This is a genomic window from Acinetobacter populi (genome assembly GCF_002174125.1).
Classification (GTDB): Bacteria; Pseudomonadota; Gammaproteobacteria; order Pseudomonadales; family Moraxellaceae; genus Acinetobacter; species Acinetobacter populi.
The window spans coordinates 133565-158773 of record NZ_NEXX01000007.1 but is presented as its reverse complement, the minus strand read 5'-3'; the positions used below and the strand labels follow the sequence as shown (position 1 = coordinate 158773).

The following is a 25209-nucleotide window of genomic DNA, read 5'->3' as shown; positions in this document are numbered from 1 at the left end:
GGATGTCAACATTATCCGCAGGTCAACGCTTTCGTGATGCAGTTGCCGAGGAACACCCTTTACAGGTGGTGGGTACGATTAATGCCAATCATGCACTTCTGGCCAAACGTGCCGGTTATAAAGCCATTTATCTATCAGGCGGTGGCGTTGCAGCAGGTTCGTTGGGTTTACCTGATTTAGGCATCAGTAATCTGGATGATGTACTTACCGATGTGCGCCGTATTACCGATGTCTGTGATCTGCCTTTACTGGTTGATGCGGATACCGGTTTTGGTGCCTCTGCTTTTAATATTGCCCGTACCACCAAATCACTGATTAAATTTGGTGCTGCTGCCATGCATATTGAAGATCAGGTCGGTGCCAAACGCTGTGGCCATCGTCCCAATAAAGCCATTGTTTCGACACAGGAAATGGTCGATCGTATCAAGGCAGCTGTTGATGCACGTGCCGATGATCGATTTGTGGTGATGGCCCGTACTGATGCTTTGGCAGTAGAAGGTTTACAGGCTGCAATTGATCGTGCGAGTGCATATGTTGAAGCGGGTGCAGATATGCTGTTTCCGGAAGCAATTACCGAGCTTGCGATGTATCGTCAGTTTGCGCAGGCGACACATGTACCGATTCTGGCCAATATTACCGAGTTTGGTTCGACGCCACTTTTTACCACAGAAGAGTTGGCATCTGCCGATGTGAGTTTGGCACTTTATCCTTTGTCGGCATTTCGTGCCATGAATAAAGCCGCAGAAAATGTGTATCAGGCATTGCGTCGTGATGGTACACAAAAAAATGTGGTTGATACCATGCAAACTCGTCAGGAATTGTATGAACGTATCAATTATCATCAATTTGAACAGCATCTGGATGCATTGTTCAATCAGGCCAAGTAAATGGTCTTGATTTAATTGCAAAGCTGCATGACATGATGTCATCAAAAATAAAGTTACCCATCAGGATGAAAGGAAAGAATTATGAGTCATTTAGAACAGGTTGCAGGATTTAAACCGAAAAAATCAGTGGCATTAAGTGGTCAGGTTGCAGGGTCTACTGCTTTATGTACCGTTGGTCGCAGTGGCAACGATCTACATTATCGTGGTTATGACATTCTTGATTTAGCCGTGAACTGTGAGTTTGAGGAAGTCGCTTATTTGCTGGTACATGGCAAATTACCGACCAGCTCAGAACTTAAGGCCTATAAAGCCAAACTCAAAGGTTTGCGTGGCTTGCCAGCCGCTCTAAAAACTGCCTTGGAACAGTTGCCGCCATTGTCACACCCGATGGATGTGATGCGTACAGGGGTATCGGTTTTAGGGTGTTTAAGACCTGAAGCTGAAGAACGTAGCTATGCCGCAGCACGGGATATTGCCGACAAACTGATGGCATCACTTGGTTCGATGTTGTTGTACTGGTATCACTTTAGCCATAATGGTAAACGTATCGATGTGGAAACCGATGATGATTCTATTGGTGCACATTTTTTACATCTATTGCATGGTGAAAAACCGAATGAGCAATGGATTCAGGCGATGCATACTTCATTGATTTTATATGCAGAACATGAATTCAATGCCTCAACTTTTACCTCTCGTGTGATTGCAGGTACAGGCTCGGATATGTATTCCTGTATTGCTGGCGCAATCGGTGCTTTACGTGGACCCAAGCATGGCGGTGCCAATGAAGTGGCATTTGTAATTCAGCAGCGTTATAACAATGCCGATGAAGCCGAAGCTGATATTCGTCGCCGAGTAGAAAACAAGGAAGTCGTCATTGGCTTTGGTCATCCAGTCTATACCATTGCCGACCCACGCAATGATGTCATTAAAAAAGTCGCTTTTGATCTGGCCGAAGCACATAACAATAAGAAAATGTACCGCATTGCCGAACGTCTGGAAACAGTAATGAAAGAGGCCAAAAACATGTTTCCAAATCTGGACTGGTTTAGTGCGGTGAGCTATCACTTGATGGGTGTGCCGACCGAAATGTTTACGCCATTGTTTGTGATTGCACGTACCGCAGGTTGGTCGGCACATGTGCTAGAGCAGCGACAGGATGGCAAAATCATTCGTCCAAGTGCAGATTATACCGGCCCGGAAAACCTAGAATTTGTTCCTATTGCAGAGCGTGATTAATGAACACCCAGTATAGAAAAAACTTGCCAGGCACGTCATTAGATTATTTTGATGTTCGTCAGGCAGTCGAGGAGATTCAGCTAGGAGCCTATGAGGGCTTGCCCTATACCTCAAAAGTTCTGGCTGAACAATTGGTCCGTAAAGCGGACAGTGAAAACCTGACCGATTATTTAAAACAGTTAATTGAACGTCGTCAGGATATGGATTTTCCTTGGTATCCAGCGCGTGTGGTATGTCATGATATTTTGGGACAAACTGCACTTGTTGATCTGGCTGGTTTGCGTGATGCGATTGCCGATCAAGGCGGTGATCCTGCCAAAGTCAATCCGGTTGTGCCGACACAATTGATCGTGGATCATTCGTTGGCAGTAGAATATGGCGGTTTCGACCCGGAGGCCTTTGCCAAAAACCGTGCGGTGGAAGATCGCCGCAATGAAGATCGTTTTCACTTTATCGAATGGACCAAGACTGCATTTAAAAATGTTGATGTGATTCCCGCAGGTAATGGCATCATGCACCAGATTAATCTGGAAAAAATGTCGCCTGTGATTCAGTCAAGAGAAGGTGTTGCATTTCCGGATACTTGTGTGGGTACGGATTCACATACTCCACATACTGATGCACTGGGTGTTATTTCAGTCGGTGTTGGTGGTCTGGAAGCAGAAAATGTCATGTTGGGTCGTGCTTCATGGATGCGTTTACCCGATATTATCGGCGTGGAATTGGTTGGACAGCGTCAGGCAGGCATTACCGCAACCGATATTGTATTGGCACTTACCGAGTTTTTGCGTAAGGAACGGGTGGTCGGCGCCTATCTGGAATTTTTTGGTGAAGGTGCAGATACCATGTCGGTGGGTGATCGTGCCACCATTTCCAATATGACACCGGAATATGGTGCAACTGCGGCGATGTTCTATATCGATCAGAATACGATTGATTACCTGACCTTAACAGGACGTGAGGCGCAGCAAGTACAACTGGTTGAGCAATATGCCAAGCAAATTGGATTGTGGGCAAGTGATATGACACAAGCGGTTTATCCTCGTGTCTTGCATTTTGATTTATCCAAAGTTACGCGTAATATTGCCGGACCATCTAATCCGCATGCGCGTGTTTCTACTACTGATCTTAAAGAGAAAGGCATTGCCGGTGTGGTAGAAAATCGTACCGATGGTCTTATGCCGGATGGTGCCATTATCATTGCAGCGATTACCTCGTGTACCAACACCTCAAATCCACGTAATACTGTTGCGGCAGGCTTACTGGCGCGTAAAGCCAATGAACTAGGCTTAACCCGTAAACCGTGGGTAAAATCCTCATTTGCACCGGGTTCAAAAGCCGCAGCACTCTATCTGGAAGAAGCAGGCGTATTAAAAGATTTGGAAAAACTCGGCTTTGGTATTGTCGCCTATGCCTGTACTACGTGTAATGGAATGTCGGGCGCACTTGATCCTGTGATTCAGAAAGAAATTATTGATCGTGATCTCTATGCCACTGCGGTATTGTCTGGCAATCGTAATTTTGACGGGCGTATTCATCCCTATGCCAAACAGGCATTTTTGGCATCACCACCTTTAGTCGTGGCGTATGCGATTGCAGGGACGATTCGTTTTGACATCGAAAAAGATGTATTAGGTACGGACAAAAATGGCAATCCGGTTTATCTGAAAGACATTTGGCCTTCAGATGAAGAAATAGATGCCTTGGTCAAACAGTCAGTGAAACCTGAACAATTCCGTAAAGTCTATATTCCGATGTTTGATCTGGGTAAATTTGAACAGGCAGAAAGTCCACTATATGACTGGCGTCCACAAAGTACTTATATTCGTCGTCCACCTTATTGGGAAGGTGCACTGGCTGCACCACGCACTTTAACCGGAATGCGCCCACTGGCGATTTTGCCTGACAATATCACTACCGATCATTTATCACCATCCAATGCCATTGTACTGAACAGTGCTTCAGGTGAATACTTGGCAAAAATGGGCGTACCGGAAGAAGATTTTAACTCTTATGCCACACATCGAGGCGACCACTTGACGGCGCAGCGTGCGACACTGGCAAATCCCAAAACATTTAATGAAATGGTATTAAATGCTGATGGTACAGTGAGACAGGGATCCTTGGCACGCGTTGAGCCAGAAGGTCAAGTGATGCGTATGTGGGAAGCCATTGAAACTTATATGAACCGCAAACAGCCATTAATTATTATTGCTGGTGCAGATTATGGACAAGGTTCGAGCCGTGACTGGGCGGCCAAAGGTGTACGTCTGGCAGGAGTAGAAGTTATTGTGGCAGAAGGTTTTGAGCGGATTCACCGCACCAATTTGATTGGTATGGGAGTATTGCCGTTACAGTTTAAACCCGGTACCACGCGTAAAACTCTGCAACTTGATGGTACAGAAACCTATGATGTCAAAGGTGAACTATCACCACGTAATGACTTAACTTTGGTGATTCACCGAAAAAATGGGGAAGTAGTTGAAGTCCCTGTCACTAGTCGTCTAGACACCCTTGAGGAAGTATCTGTCTATGAAGCAGGTGGCGTATTACAACGCTTTGCACAAGACTTCTTGGAAGGGCAGGTGGCTTAGATAAGTTATTGTAAAGAAAATCCCTATATCTATTTGATCTAGGGGTTTTCTATTTACCGTGACCGCAATGATTTTATTTATGATGACTAGAGATGCTGCAATGACATTCTTTATTAGGCAAAAACACCATTTACACGAATGACTTGCGAATTAACCCAGCTTCCGTCAGGTCCTACCAAGGTTGCAACGATATTTGCAATCTCTTCTAGTGTTGCAATAGGTTCCAGCGGAGCGAGCTTTACAATTGTTGCGATCTGTTCTTTGATTTAGTCATAGTGAGAAGTTAATCTAATATTTAAACGGATATTTAAGCCAAATCAGTATCAAGGGCAACGCTAAAAATGGAATTTCGATTAACGTTATTTTGTAGTTTCCTGTTCGTAATGCCAATGCCATAATCAAGACAATTGAAATTGCGTTCAGCAAATTTCCGATGAAAAATGTTTTGGGAATGAGTAATAAAATTCCAATAGCAATAGTCAAAATGCCCAAGAAAGGGATTAGCGGTTCGCTAATCCCTAATGCATACATCAACTTGACCGATTCCGGATTGTTTTTATAATTAAATATGTCCCAACCATGTTTAAAACTTAATACTACGGAAATTAATTACCACTAACACTAATGAAATTATATTCTTTGTCATTTGTTTTTCATTTCCTTAAATTTCTTAAACTCCTTGTGTCCAATATTCAAAATAGAATTGGGTGCAATTCTACTCGCAATTTTTATTATGCCGGCTAACCCTGGTTTGATTTCAAATTGGTCGTTCAAAATTCCTTGAACTGCAACATGTACCATTTTGTCCACTTGCATAAACTGATTTTTGTTGTGTCGGTGTGTCCAATCTTTTTCAAGTGGTGTGTCTACGGCTGGCGGTACCAGTTCAAAAACTTTTACATTCGTGTCTTCCAATTGTAAACGCAATACTTGTGTATAAGCCCGAACACCAGCTTTTGAGGCACTATAAATGGGGGAAATTGAATATGGCATAAATGCAATACCTGATGAAACATTGACAATTGCCGATGTTTGTTGTTTTAGCAAATGTGGTAAAAACTGGTGCACCATTTGGATTGTCCCAGAGAGGTTGGTTACAATTTCACGGTTTATGTTTTCCAAACCCAAAGTAGTGTCCTGTAAATCTATTTCTCTCATAATTCCCGCATTATTGATGATAATGTTCAGTTGTGGAAATTGCTCGGTGATATCTTTGTAGAGTTGTTCAATGTCTTTCGGTTTGCTCACATCACTTTGAAAGGTGTGGACTTCTGGGAACTGCTTTTTCGTTGTATTTAATGCGTCAAGATTACGCCCTGTAACGATAATGTTTGCGCCTTGTTCGGTGAGTTGTTTTACAAGCTCTAAACCAATTCCGCTTGTTCCACCTGTGATGAGGATGGTGCTGTTTTTTAATTCCATTTTTTCTGCCCTTTTTTGTTGCTGCAAAATTGCGATGATGTCAAAAAAAGATTTAGCCAAAACGATTTTTGTCTTAGCCAAAAACTAGTATGTTTATGAGACGAAGTATCTGTTAGCTTTGTACACAATAGTTTCATTTGCACTTATCGGATTGTGAACATAATTTACAATGACATAAAAACTATCCTGTGCAAGACGTTTGGCAACGGCTTGACCTATGCCACGTGAGGCACCTGTTACCAATGCTGTTTTGATTAAATGATTCATGTATTTTTTCCTTTTGTAGAAATTTGATTAAATTTTACTGTTTATTTATTTGGGATAAAGTCCGATAAATTGATAAGATAATTCCATTTAAATTAATAATTTAAAGTATTATTAGGCCGACTCATGGATAAATTTGAAACCTTACAATTATTTACTCGTATTGTTGAATTAGGCAGTTTTAGCCGGGCAGCGGATCAATTAGGGATCCCCAGAGCAACGGCTAGTAATGCAATTAAACAACTGGAAAAAAATCTACAAAGTCGCTTATTGGAACGAACAACTCGTTATGTACGTACATCACAAGATGGACAAGCTTTTTATGAGCGTTGTACTCAGATTTTATCTGAACTAGAGGATGCAGAGTCCTCATTAAAAAATGTAATAACACGACCCTATGGGCGCTTACGAGTGGATTTATCAGGTGCACAGGCAACTCGAATTGTATTACCACATATTGATGATTTTCATCGTAGTTATCCTGAGATTGAATTGGTAATCAGCAGTGGTGATCGATTAGTTGATCTGGTGCGGGAAGGTATAGATTGCGTGATTAGAGCAGGTCATCTGGAAGACTCTTCTTTAGTTGCCAAACATTTGGTTGATGTACCCCAAGTGATTTGTGCTAGTCCTGATTATTTAGAGCAATACGGTATTCCTCAACATCCTAAAGAATTAAATCAGCATTATTGCGTTAATTTCTTTTCGGTGACAGGTGGTCGCTATTACCCGATTGAATTACAGGAGAATGGTAAAATACAAGATTATTTTCTTAAAAGCTGGATTGCGGTAAATGATGCTGAAAACTATGTTTTATGTGCTTTACGCAATATGGGATTAATACAAGTACCACGTTACCATGTGTTAGATCAGTTGAAAAATGGACAATTAATTGAAGTCTTATTATCATGGAAAAGTCCGGATATGTCTATTTCTGTGTTATATCCCCAGCATCGGCAATTATCTCCAAGAGTAAGCGTATTTGTGGAGTGGTTGAGCCGATTGTATGGAAATTTTTTATGAAATATCAAGTTATTATGTAGTTTCATTTTTAGAGTACAGGCGGTTTTACTTTTTGTGGAAAAGATTGTCCATTCATCATATATCACTCAAACGGATTAAATAACTTCGCTCCAAAGTCTTTAAAATCTGCAATATTACGCGTCATGACAGTTAAATCATGGACTTTTGTTGTTGCTGCAATCATAAGAGTTTCATACAAAGTATCAGAAGTACGATGCATGAGTTTTGCCCAGGCTCTAAAAATATCAGTTGTCATGGGTAAAGTATTGTAGGTATCGGCAACAGCATTTAACCATTGTTCTAATCTACTACAGCCCCTTATTTTTTAGTCAAACTTTATGAGGAACTTTCAATAAATTGATTAAGATAAGAATAAAAATGAAGCTAAATTTATTTAGTTCGTAAAAAACTCTCTTTATTTTATTAAATACGAAAATTTTTCCCAAAATTTATATCAAAGGCTTTATTTAAGGGAAATAATTTAATCCTTAAATTGTTATCTTATATCGCAAGGGTGTGAGAGGGACGAAAAGATCAATATGCGCTAACAGGGTAATCCAACCTAAGCGTATTGACTCAAAAGGTCTCAATTCGGCTAACAACGCTATAGATCAAAAGTCTGTAGGCAAAGCGATATCTTACCAAGATGAAGTGGTTACAGTGAAACGTAAGTTTTCCCTTAACACCCTAAAAAATTCTTGCAGATACAAACTTTTTTATAGATAAAATAATAATTACCCCATCTCATAGTAAAATTTACAGCTTAAAGGCACAGGACAGTTATGATGGAACTTGATAATTTTGATAAACAGATTCTGGAAATTCTTACCCATGAAGATATGAATCTGAATGAACTGTCGGAGCGGATTCATTTATCGGTCAGTTCTGTGCATCGCCGTATCAAGCATTTAATTGATAATAATATTCTGAGCCAGCTTAAACGCAGTATCAACTATCAGAAATTGGGGTTTAGCCTGCATGTGATTCTGCAAGTGTCGTTAAGCAAACATGATACCGATACCTTTGATAAATTTCTGGAAGAACTCAAAGACATTCCGGAAGTGATTAATGCATTTTTGATTACTGGACAATCCGCAGATTTTCTGGTCGAAGTGGTGGCTAAAAATATGGAAAACTATAGTGATGTGCTACTTAAACGTATGGGAAAAATTGAGCATGTGGCTGCACTGCATTCCAGTTTTGTGATTAAGGAATATGATGTATTTAATTGCAATGGATTGCTACGACGAGTATAGCCGTTTGCTTTATTTTATGTCATATTGTTCTAAATGCTGATTTATGTTTAAAAATCAATCGTTGTAAGTGCTGTATGTTTTTATTTGCTGTAATATGATAAGAATATTGAAAATTGATTGGTAAGTTCAGGAGACTGCACTGCGCGTGGGTAAAACGATTAGACTATTTCAATTAAAAAAATTGTCTTTTGATAGAATAATTTCTACGAATCCTTCTGTTCGTCGGGCACTCATTGTTGCGATTATTTTAGTCTTTGGTTATATCGATTTTCGCACTGGTTATGAATATTCCTTTGCAATATTCTATTTATTACCAGTTGCGATTGCTGCGTGGTATGACAATACCAAAATGACAATGCTGACCGTTTTTATGTCTATCGGGACATGGTTTGTTGCTGATATAAGTGCTGGTCATCTTTATTCAAACTTTATTATTCCTTTTTGGAACGGTCTGGTTCGCGTCATATTCTTTTGTATTGTTGCCTTCTTATTAATAAAGGTGCGAAAAAACTGGAATGATCTGAAAAAGATGGCGATGAATGATCCTTTAACTGCATTGGATAATACTCGTGCTTTGGATATTGAATATCGAATATTACGAAAATTAAGTTTTAGGAAAAAAATTTCTTTTGCAGTCGCGGTGATTGATCTGGATGGTTTTAAAGCAGTAAATGATACACATGGACATATTCGCGGTGATGATATCTTGGTGACATTTGCCAGTATATTAAAAAAAGCCAATCGTTCCTCAGATGTTGCAGCCCGATTAGGCGGCGATGAATTTGCTGTGATTTTACTAGATATCAATGAATATGGTGCCTATCATTACGATTCAAGATTAAGAGAGCTGTTTGATCTAAGTGCTTTAAAGCAGAATTATCAGGTCGATTTTAGTATGGGACTAGCGATTTTCGATGATTTTCCGTCGAGTCTGGAAGATGCATTGCATATTGCAGACCAGTTGATGTATCAATCAAAAGGACAAGGAAAATCACAAACCACCATTCAATACTGTCAGCACAATTGACAGGGTAAATCTTGCCTGTTATTTTGCAGCCGATTTTGTCGTACTGATCCTACCAATGTCACATACCGATCATTTTATTTATATGCCACCGCAAGCACCTTTAATCACGCTTTATGAAGATGATGATTTTGTGGTAATTGATAAACCCGCAGGATTATTATCTGTGATGGGACGTTTGCCACAGCATCAGGACAGTGCCTATCTGCGTATTTTGGAAAAATTTCCCAATGCCAAAGTCACGCATCGTCTGGATATGGCAACATCCGGCATCCTCATGTTTGCCAAGCATCGTGATGCGGAAGTTGCGATGAGTAAATTATTTCAGGCAAGATTGGTCAAAAAAAACTATGTGGCATTGGTGCAAGGAAAATTAGAGGGTGAGGGCAGTGTCGATGTACCACTGATCACTGATTGGGACAAGCGTCCCAGACAAAAGGTGGATTTTGAAACGGGTAAGTCGGCAAAGACTTTATATTATGCTTCGCAATATGATCAAGAACAGAAAATTAGTCGAATTTTACTGGAACCCATCACTGGGCGTTCTCATCAGTTACGTGTGCATATGGCCTATATTGGTCATCCGATTACCGGAGATAAACTTTATCATCCCAATCCTGAAAATAGCCCATTAAAACGTATGGCATTACATGCTTGTCACTTGTCTTTTGTGCATCCGTTACGACATCAAGACATAGACATATATTCTACTGCACCTTTTTAGACAGGATATTGTTGTTTATATATTTTGGTAGCTTAAGTTTTAATTTTTATTATAAGTAATTGAATTATAAAATTAATATTTTTTTATCTGTATAGTGTTGGTTTTGATCTTAGCTTTGATCATGACAAAGTGAGCTGCTATACTGAGAAAAAATCGGAGTCACTTTAAGATGACAATTTTACTTAAACGTATTTATGATGCACCTGCTGCAAGTGATGGTCTACGTATTTTGGTTGATCGATTATGGCCAAGAGGTGTAAAAAAGGCCGATGCAAAAATTGACTGGTGGATGAAGGAAGTTACACCTTCAACAGAATTGCGTCAGTGGTATGGACATGATCCAGATAAATGGATTGAATTTCAGCAAAAATATCGTGCTGAACTAAAAGGTAATCCGAAATTAAAAGAACTACATGATCTGGCAAAACAGCAAACCATTAGTCTGATTTATGCTGCTAAAAATACTGCAATTACGCATGCAATAGTGCTAAAGCAGATGATCGAAGAAGCAAATTAAAACTTGCCTTATGCAGTGATAAGGCAAGAGAAAATCGAATAATGTATGGTTTTTACCAGGCTTTTTCCAATATTCCTAATAAATCATTTAGATTGGCCTCTTTAGGATTATAGATAATCGATCCATCATCCAATGCTTTTGTTGCCACTTCTACAAGCTGTTCACGTGTGACTTTTCCTGTTTCCTGTAGCGTACGGGGTAATTTTGTCTGGATATGTAATTGGTCACGTATTTGACGAATATAATCAATGGCTTTATCTGCACGTTTATCGGCTGGTGTATGCGCATAAATATCTGCACCAGCTAGCGGTAATAATAAATCTGCAATTTTATCGCCATTTACTTCTTTATTATAATCCAGCACATAGGGCAAGAATAAATTCATACATAAGCCATGAGGTAAGTGTGCAACTGCACCTAGTGCATGACCTAGAGAATGCACCACACCAACCATTGAATTTGAGAAAGCGATTCCTGCCATGGTCGAAGCCTGCGCCAATTCCAGACGGCCTTGGGCATCGGTTGGATTATCCAGTACCTTAAATAAATTCGCACTGATCTTTTTGATTGCAGCGGTGGCATAAGCATCACTGATTGGATTTGCTGCTAGACAGGTATAGGCTTCAACTGCATGGGTCATTGCATCCATTGCAGTCATTGCAGTTAGATGTGGTGGCAGGGTCTGGGTCATACGAGGATCAAGAATTGCTGCGTGCGGCATCAAATAATAAGAGGCAAATGGTATTTTAATATTTTTCTCGGTATCAGATACCACAGCAATCATGGTCACTTCGGAACCTGTTCCCGATGTGGTCGGAATCACAAACAATGGTTTAAGTGGTTTGGGGAGATTGTGTGCCCCGGAATATTTTAAAAGGTCATCACCACCTTCAGATACCAGAATATTGGTGGCTTTTGCAGTATCAATGACCGAACCCCCACCAATTGCCAAAATGGCATCGCAGCCATGCTCACGATAAATGCGGGCAGCTTCACGTACTGTTGATAGGCTACTATCAGGTGGAACGTCATCAAAAATCGCACTGATATCGACATCCGTTTCACTAAATGCGTTTTCAATCGGGGCTAATAAGCCGTTGCTGCGTACACCTTTATCGGTGATGATTAAGGCTTTTTTTGAGCCTAAAGCAGCCAGTTCAAAAGGAATATGTTCTAAGGCAGCGTTTCCTGCAATGACTTTGACAGGACAAAAAAATTCGTAATAAGGCTTTGCCATGTTATGTACTCCGTTTTAAATAGGATTGGGCAATTTTGAGATAAATACTGGCTGCTTCCGTTGCTTTTTCTTTTAAGGATAAATTTTTTGGATATTCCTTAACTGCCAGATCTGCGACCAATTTTGGTAGAATTAACGCTTCCATTTTGTTTAGGCAACGTACCAGACGAATGGCATAAGACAGCTCGCCATCGGCCACCATCCGATCATTGGCAAATGCTTGTGCCGTGCCTTCCTGAAAAGAAAACACCAGAAACGCATGAGTCAGATGTTTAAACGTAATAGTTAAATCAGGTCTGCCAGAAAAATTTTTAAGTAGTTTTAATTGATGATCACGCTGGATCTGAATCACAAAACTTGGTCCTTTGGGAAAGACTTTCATGGAAAAAACGAAATTGGTTGGAAAACCCGAAATTTCCGATTTAATTTCAGGGTCAATTTGATTCGCCACCACCAAACCACGCCCGATGACATCCATCATCAGGCTAACATATGCATGCTGTAATGTCGGTTTCACCGTCATTAGACTGGCATACGCATGTTGAAGTGTGGGTTTTACAGATTTTGTAGAGATCACACGCCTGTCCTTGTTCATGTAAAAACAATTAAGATTAGAGTAATTACTCTAGGTGTGTTTTCCCGAGAACGCAAGTGCTTTTAATGAACTTGAGTGTCAATTTTTGCAAAAATATTTTGCTGTTTGATAAACTTCTGGGCCAGATCACAGACTTGCAAAAAAGTAGGGGTTGGCTGGACCAAATCACACAGTCTTACCATTTCTAGACCAGCATAACCACAAGGATTAATGGTGTGAAAGCCATCTAGGGCACAATCTATATTTAATGCCAGACCATGATAACTACGACCACGGCGGATTTTAAAGCCTAAGGAACCAATTTTTCGTTGATCAACATAGACGCCTGGTGCATCTTTTTTGGTATAGGCATCGATGCCATATTGTTGCAAAATCCAGAGCATCATATTTTCGGCAAAATCCACCAGATCGCGCACATGCCATTTCAGGCGGTTGAGATCAAACAAAAAGTAGGCCACCAGCTGACCCGGACCATGCCAAGTCACTTGACCGCCACGGTCCGTATGTACTACGGGAATATTGGTTGGAATTAGAATATGTTCCGCTTTACCAGCCTGTCCTTGGGTCAGGGTAGAAGGATGTTGTAATAACCAGAGTTGATCAATACTATGTTCATCGCGGTTGAAGGTAAATTCCTTCATGGCTTCAAATTTTTCAGTGTAATCTTGTAATTGCTCAAATGTATGAATGATTAATTGTGGTTGAATCAATGGTGCAACATTGCTCATAGCGTCCTAATCCAAAAAAATTAAGTGATATATAAAAATCATATCACTTTCCTGAGTGTAATTTGGGGCAGAATAAATCACTTAGAATAATTCTGCTTTTATTATAATTTGAGTGTGACGCGTGAAGTCTTGTTCCTTCAAACCCTGTAATCCTAATTTATAAATACCATCTAAGCCACAAACAAAGGCGATCAATCGCCAGGCAATATCTTCGCTTGGATGATTTTTTTTAAATATATTTTGATCTTGTCCTTGCTGAATGACCTGCTGAATCGATTGGTGCCATTCCTGCATGGCTTGGTTATAGGCATTATTTAATTCTGCATCATGTTTTGCCAATATTTCTGCTTCATTCCATAGTCTAAAATAAGGTTGGGCATATTCTAAATTTATACAGCCCAGTAACAATAATAAATGTGCAATGGAATCTTGAGTTTCCATAGTGTTGGCAATCTCATCTAACTGCTGCATCAAGCAGAGAAATACTTCTGCTTTGAGATGGGAGGAAGAGGAGAAGTGGTGATGAATTTGCCCTACGGATATTTGGGCTTCACTTGCGATTTTACGCACGGTCATTGCAGCTAGACCTTCAGATAGAGCAATTTTTTTCGCTGCATCTAAAATGCTTTCTCGTCTTTGTTCACGGTTAAGATAGCTCATAAGATCTGATATTTCATTTATGGGATAGGGGAATAAATTCAGTTTACAGAATAACCTAAAAAACTAATTGGACAAATGTTCAATTTTGGCTAAAATTTAATTTGAACGTTTGTCCAGTTTGGTGTGTTATGTTTCGTAGGTGGTTGATTTTAGCAATTGTGATTTTGATTTATCTTCCTGTGGCGATGGATGCGACCATATTACATGTGGCTGCACCGACGTTAAGTGAAGCACTGGCTTTATCCAATAAAGAATTGCTCTGGATTATTGATATTTACTCCCTAGTCATGGCTGGCTTGATTTTGCCGATGGGAGCATTGGGTGATCGTATTGGATTCAAACGATTGATAATCATCGGTAGTACTTTATTTGGTATTGCATCTGTTTTTGCTGCATTCTCTGATTCCGCAATGCGTTTAATCGCCTCTCGTGCTTTGCTTGCTGTTGGTGCGGCGATGATTATTCCGGCTACATTATCAGCCATTCGTAATACCTTTCTGGAAGAAAAACAGCGTAATTTTGCATTAGGGATATGGGCAACAGTCGGCGGTGGAGGTGCAGCATTTGGCCCCTTATTAGGGGGAGCAATTTTGGGACATTTTCATTGGGGGGCTGTTTTTTTAATTAATATCCCTGTGATTATACTTGTTTTACTGATGACAATATTTTTTGTACCAAAGCAAAAAGTTCAAACCACGCAGAATTTAAATTTGCTACAGGCTTTAATTCTTGTCATTGCAATTCTCAGTATTATTTATGCATTAAAAACTGGAATCACAGCGTTTAATTGGATGAGTATTACAATATTTACGGTCGGTTTTGCGCTGTTGGCTGGATTTATTCAAAATCAGTTCCGTTCTGCATCTCCAATGATTGATTTTCATTTGTTTAAAAATCGCTTTATTTCTACCGGAATTATTATGGCCATTGTGGCAATGATGGCATTGGTCGGATTTGAGCTTTTGATTTCTCAAGAATTGCAATTTGTTTATGGCTATACAGCACTTGAAGCTGGATTGTTTGTTTTACCATTTATGCTTGCTATTAGTTGTGGTGGACCGATTGCGAGTGTTTTAGTGAATAAATTTGGTCTTAGAAGAATTGCAACAACCGGCATATTATTGAGTGGTTTAAGTATGTTTGGCTTGGCGCATACCGACTTTGCTTCGGCGCAATTGCAGGCATGGGGGATGATGATTTTACTTGGTATAAGTGTGCAAATTGCTTTGTTGTCGTCAACCGCAGCAATTATGTCATCTGTTTCGCCTGAGAAAGCAGCTGCGGCCGGGGCGATAGAAGGAATGGCCTATGAGTTGGGGGCAGGTTTTGGTGTGGCATTTTTTGGTCTCATGTTATCTTGGTTTTATATGCAGTCTATTGTCATGCCAAGCGATTTACCCCAAGCACTGATACCCGCAGTAAGTAGTTCAATTGGTGAAGCAATGTATGTTGCAAATGATATGGATATCTCATTAGCCACACAAATTCAGGACAATGCCAAGGCTGCATTTATCCGATCACATCGTCAGGTATTAAATACCTCAGGCATTTTATTGATGATTCTAGCTGCTTATGTTTGGTTAAGGCTGCCTAATCCGCACAGAAAAGATCGCGTTGTGGAGAGCTTAGGTTAAATATTTATCGGTAGAGGTATAAGCAATATATCGAAGCGTAAAGTGAGTATTATATTCACTTTACATCTACTGATGTTTGAATGTCTGTTCTTTTTAATTTTTTATATTTGACATGATAATATAAAAGCTGGAGCAGATTTAATATCACTAGAAGTACTGCAATTCCAATAATAACAGGAAAGTCCTGAGCACTTTGTAAACCTATAAAATAATAAATAATCAGAAACATGAATATCGGTTGCAAGATTGATGTAATGAATAAACTACGGCGCTTAGTTTCTAGACGTTTTAGTTGTTGTGAAGTAGATAGATTATTCATGGTTACTCTTTTTAAAAATATAAATAGGGTAAAAATATAATATGAAGCGCTTATATCATGTTTAAAATAGTTAAAGCTCCTACGTGGAGGAGCTTTAAATCATCTCAATTTTAGAGTGCAGTTTTGATATGTGGACAAGCAGCCAGATCTGCATAAAGGGCATGTACTTGTTCCAGTTCTTCAAAACGCAATTGCGCAGTAATCGAATGGTATTTGCCTGAACTTGAAGGCTGAGTTTTAAGGGTTGCTTCATCAAATTCTGGAAAATGTTTGACCAGAATATCGATAACGGCAAGACGTAAATCATCGCCTGCATTGCCAATCAATTTGATCGGATAGTCCATAGGGAATACCCAAAGATGTTCTTGTAACTCACGAGATGGTGTGCGGTCTGTCATGATATTCCCCTAGTTGAAACGCCTGCGTGAGGCAGGCGTTTTTATGTTTCTTTTCATTTAATGGGGCTGAATGATCATATTTCAATACCCCATCGGCATGATGCCCATTTAGTCATTCTCAAGGAATGAACGTAAATGTTCTGAACGGGAAGGGTGGCGTAATTTGCGTAATGCCTTGGCTTCAATCTGACGAATACGCTCACGTGTTACATCAAACTGTTTGCCGACTTCTTCCAAGGTATGGTCGGTTGGCATATCAATACCAAAACGCATTTTTAATACTTTCGCTTCACGTTCAGTCAGGTTTTCCAAGACTTCACGAGTTGCTTCACGTAGACCTTCTGAAGTCGCTGCATCAACCGGAGAGGTGATGTTTTGATCTTCGATAAAATCACCAAGATGCGAATCTTCATCATCCCCAATCGGTGTTTCCATCGAAATTGGTTCTTTGGCGATTTTTAACACTTTACGGATTTTGACTTCGTCCATTTCCAGACGTTCGCCCAGTTCCTCAGGTGTCGGTTCACGACCCATTTCCTGTAAAAGCTGACGTTGTACACGATTGATCTTGTTGATGGTTTCAATCATATGCACTGGAATACGAATGGTCCGTGCCTGATCGGCAATCGAACGGGTGATTGCCTGACGAATCCACCATGTTGCATAAGTCGAGAATTTATAACCACGGCGATATTCAAATTTATCTACCGCTTTCATCAGACCAATGTTACCTTCCTGAATTAAATCAAGGAATTGTAAGCCACGGTTGGTATATTTTTTAGCAATCGAAATCACCAGACGCAAGTTGGCTTCAACCATTTCTTTTTTGGCACGGCGTGCTTTTGCTTCACCAATTGCCATACGTTTGGAAATATCTTTGATTTCTTTAACACTCAGACCCAGCTCGTTTTCAATTTCGCCAATCTTTTGCTGGAAAGCCAAAATGTCAGGGCGAACTTTTTCAAGATGGCCTTTAATATTGCTGTCTACAGCATTGATTTGTTCTTCAATCCAAGCCTGGTTAGACTCGTTACCTGGGAAGGTATTACGGAATAGATCACGGCTCATACGACCACGGCGGATACTATAGCGCATGATTTCTTTTTCGTTAAAGCGGATTTGATCATGAGTGCCACGAATCATTTCGGAAACCAGATCAAATAAACGAGGGGTCAGCTTAAACATCATAAAGATGGACGCCATTGCCTCAAGTTGTGCTTTACCTTCTGGGCTATTACGACCATGTTTGGCCAAGACAGCTTTGGTTTCGTTCCAGATATTTTCCAGTTCGTTAAAACGTTGTCTGGCAATTTCAGGATCCGGACCAGATTCACCTTCAGAATCACTGTCATCCGAAGATTCTTCATCTTCTTCGTCGTCATCATCAAGTTTAACGTCTTTGGTCGATGTGCTCGTGCTTTCATCATCGTCATCTAGTGCTTCATCTTCAAGCACTTCTGGAATTTCTTCTTCTGATTCCAAATCAAGATAGCCGGATAATACATCGGCTAAACGACGTTGTGGTTCGTCTGTCAGTGTTTCTTTATATTCGTTTAAAACGACTTCTACAGTATTCGGCCAGTAAGCGATGGCATGTAGAACATCACGGATCCCGTCTTCAATCCGTTTGGCAATACTGATTTCACCTTCACGTGTTAACAGTTCAACCGTACCCATTTCACGCATATACATACGTACTGGGTCGGTGGTACGACCTGGCTCACTTTCTACCGAAGCAAGCACAGCTGCTGCTTCTTCTGCTGCAACTTCATCACCGGCATCCGGTGAATCTTCCAGCATCATGTCATCAGATTCTGGAGCGCGCTCGTGAACCGGAATACCGACGTCATTAAGCATTTGAATGATATCTTCAATTTGCTCACTTTCGGTAATCGAGTCCGGGAGATGATCGTTAACCTCAGCGTAAGTTAAATAACCCTGCTCCTTGCCTCGGCTAATTAATGCCGCAACTTGAGAGGTCGGGGAATGCATATCGCTCATCTTAGCTCACTCTTGTTTTGAATCTGTGATCGTGAAACAGTGCATCATAGCACAAAAACCACTGTTGTAATTTTACAACAACGGTTTTATGTAGAAAAATTTTGCACCATACGCCTAAAAACCCGGTACTTGACTAGGTCAGTAATTCGTTGATCCTTGCAATATTGGGATAAATTTTTAAATTTCAAGTTTAAATGATATCGAAATCGGAGAAATCGGCTAGCCCTAAAAAATTTGAACCGATGGTAAAAAACCAAATTGTAACATAGGGATTAATCTTATAAAAAACAGTTAATTAATATTTAGTGCTTGACAATTTTATTTAGCCCAGATAAATAGCGGCTAACGCTCTCATTTTTTATTTGGGGTAATTTGCGTGGCGAGTTCTCAAGATTTTGAATTAGATGATAACTTTTCTGATGATGATACGCAGTTTGATGAAACTGCCAGTAAAATCAGTGCAAAGGAGTCATTGGAAAAACGTCGATTGATTGATGATCTTTTAGCAGAGCGTCGTTTACAGCGCGAGTTAAAAGAATTTGATTATGATTTCGATGACGACGATCTGGACGATGATGAAGATTAATCCGTTGTTCAAATTGAGTAGTGATGTTTTTGTGGGATGGGCAATGGTATGGCAGCATTAGATTTAGACAAGTTAAGTGATTACTTGGATGGTGAAAATAACGAATTTGGTTTAGATTTTGCTGCTACACATGGTTTCTTATGTGCTGTTGCAGTGGGTCCGGCATTAACAAATTGGCTGTCTTTATTATTCGATGAGCAGGACAAACAAGTTCCCAAGCAGGTAATTGAACAGATCGAGCTTTGGCTTGCAGATATTCAGCAAACACTGGCGAATGAAGAATTAATCGAATTTCCTTTCGAAATCGAAGAAGCGGATGTCGATTCAAGTCTAGGCGACTGGAGTGTTGGTTTTGTCGATGCGATGTTTCTTAACGAAGAAGCATGGTTTGTTCCAGAGCTGGAAGATAATCTGGTTGAACTGACATTGCCGATCATGGTGTTTAGTGGCATTGATGAAGAAGATCCACAAATGGAATCCTTCCGCCGCAATGGTCAGTTGATGGATGATCTTGCTCAGGAAATTCCGGATAATTTAACCGAAATTTATTTGCTTTATCATGCACCAAGTGCTTGATCTGCATCTTGCTTTAAAATAAGAGTAATGCCTGTTCAGGTTGGCGAGATTAATCGTTTGAAGTGACTGCTTTAGACATTATATCGATATTCGCCACGTCCTGAATTTAGGGATTACTCTTTTATTTTTCCCATAAAAATAAATAAATTTGTGACGATAAAGGATTTATCAGGTATCATCTCCCGTCTTTAATTTTACCCGATCTCATTGCTTGGGTATTATCGGCTATTCTAATCACAATCTACATCTTTAGATTAGTTCATTTTCAATCATTTATGATTTTCATCATCTGTATAAATGAATCTATATAAATAGGAGTGTTGGATGGAATATATTCTGAATCCTACTTTTAGTTTAATGCTTGCGGTTTTGGTGCTCTATACCGGACGTATCTTAAATAAAAAAATCCCTTTCCTGACAAAATATAATATTCCCGAGCCTGTTGCAGGTGGTTTGATTGGTGCGATTATCTTTTTCATATTGCATAATTATTTCGGCTATACGGTCTCTGTAAATAAATTGATGCAAGATACATTTATGCTGATGTTTTTTGCATCAATTGGTTTAAGTGCAAATTTTGCCAAACTGCGCGAAGGCGGCAAACCCTTGGTCATTTTCCTGGTTGCGATTTCTGCATTTGTTGTGGTGCAAAATGGTGTGGGTATGATCGTGGCAAAAGCTGTTGGTCTGGAACCATTGATGGGTGTCGTTGCCGGATCAATTGCACTGATTGGTGGTTTGGGTACAGCAGGTGCATGGGGACCAATCTTTGAAACCAAATATGGTATCGAAGGCGCGTTACCCATGGGGATTGCCAGTGCTACTTTTGGTATGGTGATTGGTGGTTTGATGGGTGGTCCTTTGGCCAGATATCTGATTCGTAAGCATCATCTTGCTTCGCCCATCAATCAGCAAAAAGAGCAGGACAGTAATAGTCAGGTATCGACTGAACCGGAATATATTTTTGAACAACCTAAACGCGTTCGGTTGATTACCTCAGACAATGCGATTTCAACTTTGGGTATGTTTGCTTTTGCGCTGGCGTTTGCCAATATTATGCGTGATTTAACGGTGGATACAGTATTTGAGTTGCCGACTTTTGTCTGGGCTTTAGGTGGCGGCATTATTATTCGTAATGTTCTGGAAACTGTATTTAAACGTCAAATTTTTGATCGTGCAATTGATGTATTTGGTAATACCGCTTTGGCATTATTCTTGGCAATGGCACTGGTGTCCTTAAAATTATGGCAATTGACTGATTTGGCTCTGCCAATGATTATCTTATTGATTGCACAAACTGTTGCAATGTGGCTTTTTGCTGTCTATGTAACATTTAAGGTCATGGGCAGTAATTACGATTCAGCCGTATTGGGTGCGGGCTTATGTGGTTTTGGTATGGGCGGAACAGCCAATGCCATTGCCAATATGCAGGCCATTACCAATATGTATGGCCCATCGCATAAAGCCTTTTTGATTGTACCTTTGGTCGGTGCATTCTTTATCGATCTGGTCAATGTGGTGGTGATTCAGGCGTTTCTTAAAATATTTGGTTAATTAGAAAATAAGTATGGCAGATTCAATGGATAGCATTGGATTTGCCATTTTTAATGGTGTTTTTTAGCCAACTTTTTATATAAAAATAGCATTAAATAAGCAACCAATCCTATTAAGATCACCAAGCCAGCCTTGTTTAATACACTGTGCATCAGTGCCTGATTTTCACCGAAATAAAATCCTATACAGGCTAAAAATGTCGTCCAGATCAGTGTGCCGACACTACTGTACAGTATGAATTTTCCAAAAGGCATACCACTGATTCCAGCTGGGATACTAATCAGGGAACGAATTGCTGGAATCATCCGGCCAAAAAACACAATACGATGACCATATTGCTCGAACCAATGCAATGCCTTGCTGACATCTGTGGATTTGATAAACAGATATTTGCCATAACGATCAACCCAATTGAACAGAACAGACTTAGGGATTTTTCGTCCAATCCAGTACAACACTGCCGCAGCGAGTATTGAGCCGATACTACCGGCAATAATCACACCAAACAATTGTAGTTGCCCCTGTGAGGCAGTATAACCGGCCGAGGGCATAATGATTTCTGAGGGAATAGGTGGAAAAATATTATCCAGAAACATCAGCAGGGCAATACCTAAATAGCCTAGTTGTTCCATGATATTTAAGACCCATTCTTTTAAATCCATGCTATATATTTGATGTTGATAAGGGATTAAAAGTTTGCAAAAGAAATATGATAAATACCAGATGTTTTAGGTTATTTTGTTTTGACATTATCGATGGGGTTTTGGCATCAGTTGCCAGATATTTTCATCAATTGTCCCTTGACCCTTAAACTTTTCTGCCAGTTTATCTTCGATTAGCACATGTCGCTGTAACAAGGTAATCTCATAGCTGGACTGATAATGTCGCAGAATTTCATGCTCAGATACTGCAAAGGGTGGGCCTGCATAAAGCTGTTGGGGGTAGTCATAGCTAATTAATAGCTGGGGCGCAGCTTGTGTGAGTTGAATTAAATGTTGTGTGTACTTTTTGCGCATATCTAAAGGCAGCGCCACGAGAGCAGCCCGATCATAAATGGCATCAACTTGATCTAATTGATTCTGTTGTAAATCAAAGATATTCCCGACATACACATCCAGATGTTCTGCCTGATAATAGTGTAACTGGTCTTGTACAGTTATCTGATAGGGAATATCAAGTTCGCTAAACAGCTGTTCAATCGCAAGCGAACTTAGTTCTATGGCACAAACCCGATACCCTTGTGCCAGTAACCATGAGATATCTAGAGTCTTGCCGCATAAAGGCACAAAGATACGTGCATGTTTAGGTAATTTAAAATTTTTAATATATTGAATGAGGTAAGGATTAACCCGTGCCTGATGAAAACCTATCTGATGGTTGTGCCAGCGTTGTTGCCAAAATTCAGTATCCATATAAATTCCATATTGAAATGATCATAAATGAAGCTAAACTGACAGTGTACAAGTTAAAATTGATCAAATGATTGTCGAACTGGATATTTTAGGCCGTACATTACGTCATGTTGCCAATTGTCCTTATGATAATCCGATAGACTGTGAGAAGTTTCAGGCGATTCTTAATTCAATAAAATAAATACTATAAACATAAAAATGCCATAGACAAGCTATGGCATGGAAAATACTGCTAGATATATAGATTACAGACGTTTGCGTTTTGCTGCGACGATTTGTGCCTGACGCATACGGAAACCCTGTTTTTGTTTTTCAGTGGTTTTGTCGATGCAATGGATACAGGAAACGCCATGTTCATAACTTGGCAAGGCTTGTTCTTCTGGTGTGACAGGCCAACCACAGGCATGACATTTTTCATGAATGCCTTCTTGAACACCATGTGTAACCGCAGTACGACCATCAAAAACAAAACATTCACCTTCCCACAGGCTTTTTTCTGGTGGGGTTTCTTCAAGGTATTTTAAAATACCACCTTTAAGGTGATAAACTTCTTTAAAACCTTCTTGTAAAAGTAGGGAAGTCGATTTTTCACAGCGAATTCCACCCGTACAGAACATGGCAACTTTTTTATCTTTTTTATCTGCCAATTGTTGACGTACATAGTCCGGGAATTCACGGAAAGTTTCGGTTTTCGGATCAATCGCCCCTTTAAATGTGCCCGCTTTATATTCGTAGTCATTACGGGTATCGATCAAAATCACATCGTCTTGCGCAATTAATTCGTTCCATTCTTCCGGATTTAAATAATGACCCACCAAATCACGGGGCTTAACTTCTACGCCCAGCGTTACAATTTCTTTTTTCAGTTTGATTTTCATTTTACGAAATGGTTTATCATGGCTGAAAGATTCTTTATATTCCATCGCCGTGAAACCTTCATCAATCAAAAATTGATGAATTGTGTCAATCGCCTGTTGATCACCTGCAACTGTGCCGTTAATCCCTTCACCTGCTACAATCAGCGTGCCGCACAAATTAATCGTTTTTACGAGATCAAGCAGGCGTTGTTGTAAATCTGCTGGATCTGAAACTTCACGAAATTGATAAAGTGCTGCCACAACCCACTGGTTGTCGGTCGCTTGTGCTGCGACAGGTGCAAGCTGTTCTACAGTAGCGTTCATGGGATTAACTCCGAGATAAGGTTAGTTATTAGGTTGATAAAAAAAATCAGTGCGCTATTCTAGCGAATTATGAAAGATAAAGCGATAAAACCCTATACAAAATATGGGTTATAGAGATAGGTTGCTGCATGTCAAATATGATCATCAAAACACACACGCTTGGCGCATTGACACCTTGTGCTGGTCGCTGCTCAACCGTTTTTGGTGATAGTGTCTGTCGCGGCTGCCGACGTTTTAATCATGAAGTGATCAACTGGAATCGTTATACCGCCGAAGAAAAAGCTGCGGTGTGGCAGCGTTTAGATGCCCAGCTTGATCAAATTTTAGTGCCAATGTTGCCTGAGTATAACTTGATCAAGATTATGCATTTTTTACAGCATAAGCGGATTCGACTGATGCCCAATGCAAGTGTGGGACGTAAGTTATACCATGCCTTAAAGCTGTGTGAAAAAATGCCGTCCTGTGCAGAAGAAAGTGGTTTGGGTTTAACACAGCAACAAATTAAACCCACATGGAAAGCATTTGAAAATCGTGTACTGGCATTGGCACAAGCCAGCTATGAACTGGCCTGGTTACGCGCGAGTTTTATTCATCAGAACATCAATGAATTTGATGACGATGAATAAATTATCAAGGGAATGATAAGAGCAGTTCATCAAACATTATTGCTTAAGCGATAACTGACAATTTCTTCAATGGTTAATACTGTTAACTGATGAGTTTGTGCATAAGACAGCACTTGTAGCCCCTTCGCCATAGAACCATCAAAATTGGTTAATTCAACCAGTACACCGGCAGGTTTTAATCCTGCCAGTCTTGCCAGATCGACACTGGCTTCGGTATGGCCTCGACGTGTCAATAAGCCACCTGTGCGTGCACGTAATGGAAATACATGGCCCGGACGGTTTAAATCCGAAGCAACGGCACCGTCTTTAATCGCTGCTTTGATTGTGGTGACCCGATCCTGTGCAGAAACACCAGTGGTTACACCTTCTTTGGCTTCAATGGTAATGGTAAATGCGGTCTGGAATTGGCTGGAGTTGTGTTCCACCATCGGACAAAGTTCCAGATGATTAGCCAGTTGTTCAGTGAGACAAAGACAAACAATACCAGAACCGTCACGGATCATTTGTGCCATAGTCGGCACAGTGAGGGTTTCGGCAGCAATGATCAGATCGGCTTCGTTTTCACGATCAAAATCATCCATGACCAAGACAGGTTTGCCTGCTTTTAGGTCAAGCAAGGCTTGTGCAATGCGTTGTTCGATAGGCGCAAGTGCAGCGTAAAAAAATTCGGCAGGAAGTAAACTAGACATAATGAAACGCTCTCGTAAAATATACGTGGGAACATTTCAGGACATATTAAGAAAAGCAGGCGT

General features: G+C 40.2%; 25 protein-coding genes and 2 pseudogenes. 13 read left to right on the top strand and 14 right to left on the bottom strand.

The window, feature by feature from the left end; translation table 11 throughout:
- Positions 1-2: 2 nt before the first annotated feature.
- The 3 genes from prpB (at position 3) to acnD (ending at position 4720) form a co-directional block, all read left to right on the top strand.
- Complete coding sequence (gene prpB, locus CAP51_RS16300; protein WP_087621806.1) at positions 3-887, top strand: methylisocitrate lyase; 885 nt, start codon at positions 3-5, stop codon at positions 885-887.
- 81 nt (positions 888-968) lie between these two features.
- Positions 969-2126 carry a bifunctional 2-methylcitrate synthase/citrate synthase gene (gene prpC / locus CAP51_RS16295; protein ID WP_087621805.1) on the top strand — a complete coding sequence of 386 codons (1158 nt, stop codon included), beginning with the start codon at positions 969-971 and terminating at the stop codon, positions 2124-2126.
- Positions 2126-4720 (top strand): Fe/S-dependent 2-methylisocitrate dehydratase AcnD, encoded by a 2595-nt coding sequence (acnD, locus tag CAP51_RS16290; protein ID WP_087621804.1) that lies wholly within the window; start codon positions 2126-2128, stop codon positions 4718-4720. Before prpC ends, acnD begins: the two co-directional genes overlap by 1 nt.
- A gap of 113 nt (positions 4721-4833) precedes the next feature.
- Here the strand turns inward: acnD and CAP51_RS16285 are convergent.
- The 3 genes and pseudogenes from CAP51_RS16285 to CAP51_RS16270 all read right to left on the bottom strand — a co-directional run.
- A pseudogene (locus CAP51_RS16285) lies at positions 4834-4980 on the bottom strand (3-ketoacyl-ACP reductase); the annotation flags it as partial.
- A 382-nt stretch (positions 4981-5362) separates the two neighbouring features.
- On the bottom strand, positions 5363-6223 hold the full coding sequence (locus CAP51_RS16275) for an SDR family oxidoreductase (protein WP_213062707.1): 861 nt from the start codon (positions 6221-6223) through the stop codon (positions 5363-5365).
- Positions 6224-6268: 45 nt separating this feature from the next.
- Positions 6269-6409: pseudogene (locus tag CAP51_RS16270) on the bottom strand (SDR family NAD(P)-dependent oxidoreductase); the annotation flags it as partial.
- A gap of 123 nt (positions 6410-6532) precedes the next feature.
- On the opposite strand from CAP51_RS16270, the gene CAP51_RS16265 reads away from it, so the two are divergent.
- Complete coding sequence (locus CAP51_RS16265) at positions 6533-7429, top strand: LysR family transcriptional regulator (protein ID WP_087621802.1); 897 nt, start codon at positions 6533-6535, stop codon at positions 7427-7429.
- Between the two features lie 82 nt (positions 7430-7511).
- Here the strand turns inward: CAP51_RS16265 and CAP51_RS17565 are convergent, their stop codons facing one another.
- On the bottom strand, positions 7512-7649 hold the full coding sequence (locus CAP51_RS17565) for a PIN domain-containing protein (protein WP_245809189.1): 138 nt from the start codon (positions 7647-7649) through the stop codon (positions 7512-7514).
- A gap of 565 nt (positions 7650-8214) precedes the next feature.
- Between CAP51_RS17565 and CAP51_RS16255 the strand changes: the two genes are divergently transcribed.
- The 4 genes from CAP51_RS16255 to CAP51_RS16240 all read left to right on the top strand — a co-directional run bounded on the left by CAP51_RS16255 (position 8215) and on the right by CAP51_RS16240 (position 10950).
- Positions 8215-8685: an Lrp/AsnC family transcriptional regulator gene (locus tag CAP51_RS16255; RefSeq protein ID WP_087621801.1), complete on the top strand. Its 471-nt coding sequence runs from the start codon at positions 8215-8217 to the stop codon at positions 8683-8685.
- Between the two features lie 181 nt (positions 8686-8866).
- Positions 8867-9712, top strand: coding sequence for a GGDEF domain-containing protein (locus tag CAP51_RS16250; protein ID WP_425426833.1), 846 nt, complete (start codon positions 8867-8869; stop codon positions 9710-9712).
- 55 nt (positions 9713-9767) lie between these two features.
- A complete protein-coding gene (locus CAP51_RS16245; RefSeq protein WP_087621800.1) occupies positions 9768-10433 on the top strand; it encodes a pseudouridine synthase in 666 nt (221 codons plus the stop codon).
- 169 nt (positions 10434-10602) lie between these two features.
- A complete protein-coding gene (locus tag CAP51_RS16240; RefSeq protein ID WP_087621799.1) occupies positions 10603-10950 on the top strand; it encodes a DUF488 domain-containing protein in 348 nt (115 codons plus the stop codon).
- 52 nt (positions 10951-11002) lie between these two features.
- Here the strand turns inward: CAP51_RS16240 and CAP51_RS16235 are convergent, their stop codons facing one another.
- From CAP51_RS16235 to CAP51_RS16220, 4 genes are all read right to left on the bottom strand, one after another.
- Positions 11003-12187, bottom strand: coding sequence for an iron-containing alcohol dehydrogenase (locus CAP51_RS16235; protein ID WP_087621798.1), 1185 nt, complete (start codon positions 12185-12187; stop codon positions 11003-11005).
- Between the two features lies 1 nt (position 12188).
- The gene (locus CAP51_RS16230; RefSeq protein WP_087621858.1) at positions 12189-12710 is read right to left on the bottom strand and encodes a hypothetical protein; all 522 of its coding nucleotides are present in this window, start codon (positions 12708-12710) and stop codon (positions 12189-12191) included.
- A 134-nt stretch (positions 12711-12844) separates the two neighbouring features.
- Positions 12845-13510 carry a lipoyl(octanoyl) transferase LipB gene (gene lipB, locus CAP51_RS16225; RefSeq protein WP_087621797.1) on the bottom strand — a complete coding sequence of 222 codons (666 nt, stop codon included), beginning with the start codon at positions 13508-13510 and terminating at the stop codon, positions 12845-12847.
- An 81-nt stretch (positions 13511-13591) separates the two neighbouring features.
- Complete coding sequence (locus tag CAP51_RS16220) at positions 13592-14170, bottom strand: TetR family transcriptional regulator (RefSeq protein WP_087621796.1); 579 nt, start codon at positions 14168-14170, stop codon at positions 13592-13594.
- A 128-nt stretch (positions 14171-14298) separates the two neighbouring features.
- Between CAP51_RS16220 and CAP51_RS16215 the strand changes: the two genes are divergently transcribed.
- A complete protein-coding gene (locus tag CAP51_RS16215; protein ID WP_087621795.1) occupies positions 14299-15804 on the top strand; it encodes a SmvA family efflux MFS transporter in 1506 nt (501 codons plus the stop codon).
- A gap of 429 nt (positions 15805-16233) precedes the next feature.
- Here the strand turns inward: CAP51_RS16215 and CAP51_RS16205 are convergent, their stop codons facing one another.
- Both CAP51_RS16205 and rpoD read right to left on the bottom strand, forming a co-directional pair.
- Positions 16234-16521 carry a YbeD family protein gene (locus CAP51_RS16205; RefSeq protein WP_087621793.1) on the bottom strand — a complete coding sequence of 96 codons (288 nt, stop codon included), beginning with the start codon at positions 16519-16521 and terminating at the stop codon, positions 16234-16236.
- A gap of 108 nt (positions 16522-16629) precedes the next feature.
- Entirely contained in the window at positions 16630-18522 is a 1893-nt protein-coding gene (gene rpoD / locus CAP51_RS16200) for an RNA polymerase sigma factor RpoD (protein ID WP_087621792.1), read from the bottom strand.
- 376 nt (positions 18523-18898) lie between these two features.
- On the opposite strand from rpoD, the gene CAP51_RS16195 reads away from it, so the two are divergent.
- The 3 genes from CAP51_RS16195 to gltS all read left to right on the top strand — a co-directional run bounded on the left by CAP51_RS16195 (position 18899) and on the right by gltS (position 21238).
- Positions 18899-19108: a PA3496 family putative envelope integrity protein gene (locus tag CAP51_RS16195; protein WP_087621791.1), complete on the top strand. Its 210-nt coding sequence runs from the start codon at positions 18899-18901 to the stop codon at positions 19106-19108.
- Positions 19109-19156: 48 nt separating this feature from the next.
- Positions 19157-19684 (top strand): YecA/YgfB family protein, encoded by a 528-nt coding sequence (locus tag CAP51_RS16190; RefSeq protein WP_087621857.1) that lies wholly within the window; start codon positions 19157-19159, stop codon positions 19682-19684.
- A 324-nt stretch (positions 19685-20008) separates the two neighbouring features.
- Positions 20009-21238: a sodium/glutamate symporter gene (gltS, locus tag CAP51_RS16185; protein ID WP_087621790.1), complete on the top strand. Its 1230-nt coding sequence runs from the start codon at positions 20009-20011 to the stop codon at positions 21236-21238.
- A 50-nt stretch (positions 21239-21288) separates the two neighbouring features.
- Here gltS and CAP51_RS16180 read toward each other — a convergent pair whose 3' ends face one another.
- The 3 genes from CAP51_RS16180 to trhO all read right to left on the bottom strand — a co-directional run bounded on the left by CAP51_RS16180 (position 21289) and on the right by trhO (position 23831).
- On the bottom strand, positions 21289-21900 hold the full coding sequence (locus CAP51_RS16180; protein WP_087621789.1) for a DedA family protein: 612 nt from the start codon (positions 21898-21900) through the stop codon (positions 21289-21291).
- Between the two features lie 87 nt (positions 21901-21987).
- Positions 21988-22650, bottom strand: coding sequence for a thiopurine S-methyltransferase (gene tmpT, locus CAP51_RS16175; protein WP_087621788.1), 663 nt, complete (start codon positions 22648-22650; stop codon positions 21988-21990).
- A gap of 245 nt (positions 22651-22895) precedes the next feature.
- On the bottom strand, positions 22896-23831 hold the full coding sequence (gene trhO, locus CAP51_RS16170) for an oxygen-dependent tRNA uridine(34) hydroxylase TrhO (protein WP_087621787.1): 936 nt from the start codon (positions 23829-23831) through the stop codon (positions 22896-22898).
- 140 nt (positions 23832-23971) lie between these two features.
- Between trhO and CAP51_RS16165 the strand changes: the two genes are divergently transcribed.
- Complete coding sequence (locus CAP51_RS16165) at positions 23972-24457, top strand: DUF1289 domain-containing protein (RefSeq protein WP_425426832.1); 486 nt, start codon at positions 23972-23974, stop codon at positions 24455-24457.
- Between the two features lie 29 nt (positions 24458-24486).
- On the opposite strand, the gene ribB is transcribed toward CAP51_RS16165, so the two are convergent.
- Positions 24487-25146 carry a 3,4-dihydroxy-2-butanone-4-phosphate synthase gene (gene ribB, locus CAP51_RS16160; protein WP_087621785.1) on the bottom strand — a complete coding sequence of 220 codons (660 nt, stop codon included), beginning with the start codon at positions 25144-25146 and terminating at the stop codon, positions 24487-24489.
- Positions 25147-25209: the final 63 nt, after the last annotated feature.

What these genes read in the sequence shown, in the direction of transcription:
- lipB (WP_087621797.1), bottom strand. Translation starts at nt 13,510, where the DNA reads ATGAGCAATGTTGCACCATTGATTCAACCACAATTAATCATTCATACA.
- acnD (WP_087621804.1), top strand. Translation starts at nt 2,126, where the DNA reads ATGAACACCCAGTATAGAAAAAACTTGCCAGGCACGTCATTAGATTAT.
- CAP51_RS16220 (WP_087621796.1), bottom strand. Translation starts at nt 14,170, where the DNA reads ATGAGCTATCTTAACCGTGAACAAAGACGAGAAAGCATTTTAGATGCA.
- CAP51_RS16255 (WP_087621801.1), top strand. Translation starts at nt 8,215, where the DNA reads ATGGAACTTGATAATTTTGATAAACAGATTCTGGAAATTCTTACCCAT.
- CAP51_RS16205 (WP_087621793.1), bottom strand. Translation starts at nt 16,521, where the DNA reads ATGACAGACCGCACACCATCTCGTGAGTTACAAGAACATCTTTGGGTA.
- prpC (WP_087621805.1), top strand. Translation starts at nt 969, where the DNA reads ATGAGTCATTTAGAACAGGTTGCAGGATTTAAACCGAAAAAATCAGTG.
- tmpT (WP_087621788.1), bottom strand. Translation starts at nt 22,650, where the DNA reads ATGGATACTGAATTTTGGCAACAACGCTGGCACAACCATCAGATAGGT.
- CAP51_RS16265 (WP_087621802.1), top strand. Translation starts at nt 6,533, where the DNA reads ATGGATAAATTTGAAACCTTACAATTATTTACTCGTATTGTTGAATTA.
- CAP51_RS16215 (WP_087621795.1), top strand. Translation starts at nt 14,299, where the DNA reads ATGTTTCGTAGGTGGTTGATTTTAGCAATTGTGATTTTGATTTATCTT.
- CAP51_RS16240 (WP_087621799.1), top strand. Translation starts at nt 10,603, where the DNA reads ATGACAATTTTACTTAAACGTATTTATGATGCACCTGCTGCAAGTGAT.
- gltS (WP_087621790.1), top strand. Translation starts at nt 20,009, where the DNA reads ATGGAATATATTCTGAATCCTACTTTTAGTTTAATGCTTGCGGTTTTG.
- CAP51_RS17565 (WP_245809189.1), bottom strand. Translation starts at nt 7,649, where the DNA reads ATGCATCGTACTTCTGATACTTTGTATGAAACTCTTATGATTGCAGCA.
- CAP51_RS16245 (WP_087621800.1), top strand. Translation starts at nt 9,768, where the DNA reads ATGTCACATACCGATCATTTTATTTATATGCCACCGCAAGCACCTTTA.
- CAP51_RS16190 (WP_087621857.1), top strand. Translation starts at nt 19,157, where the DNA reads ATGGCAGCATTAGATTTAGACAAGTTAAGTGATTACTTGGATGGTGAA.
- CAP51_RS16235 (WP_087621798.1), bottom strand. Translation starts at nt 12,187, where the DNA reads ATGGCAAAGCCTTATTACGAATTTTTTTGTCCTGTCAAAGTCATTGCA.
- trhO (WP_087621787.1), bottom strand. Translation starts at nt 23,831, where the DNA reads ATGAACGCTACTGTAGAACAGCTTGCACCTGTCGCAGCACAAGCGACC.
- prpB (WP_087621806.1), top strand. Translation starts at nt 3, where the DNA reads ATGTCAACATTATCCGCAGGTCAACGCTTTCGTGATGCAGTTGCCGAG.
- rpoD (WP_087621792.1), bottom strand. Translation starts at nt 18,522, where the DNA reads ATGAGCGATATGCATTCCCCGACCTCTCAAGTTGCGGCATTAATTAGC.
- CAP51_RS16230 (WP_087621858.1), bottom strand. Translation starts at nt 12,710, where the DNA reads ATGACGGTGAAACCGACATTACAGCATGCATATGTTAGCCTGATGATG.
- CAP51_RS16180 (WP_087621789.1), bottom strand. Translation starts at nt 21,900, where the DNA reads ATGGATTTAAAAGAATGGGTCTTAAATATCATGGAACAACTAGGCTAT.
- ribB (WP_087621785.1), bottom strand. Translation starts at nt 25,146, where the DNA reads ATGTCTAGTTTACTTCCTGCCGAATTTTTTTACGCTGCACTTGCGCCT.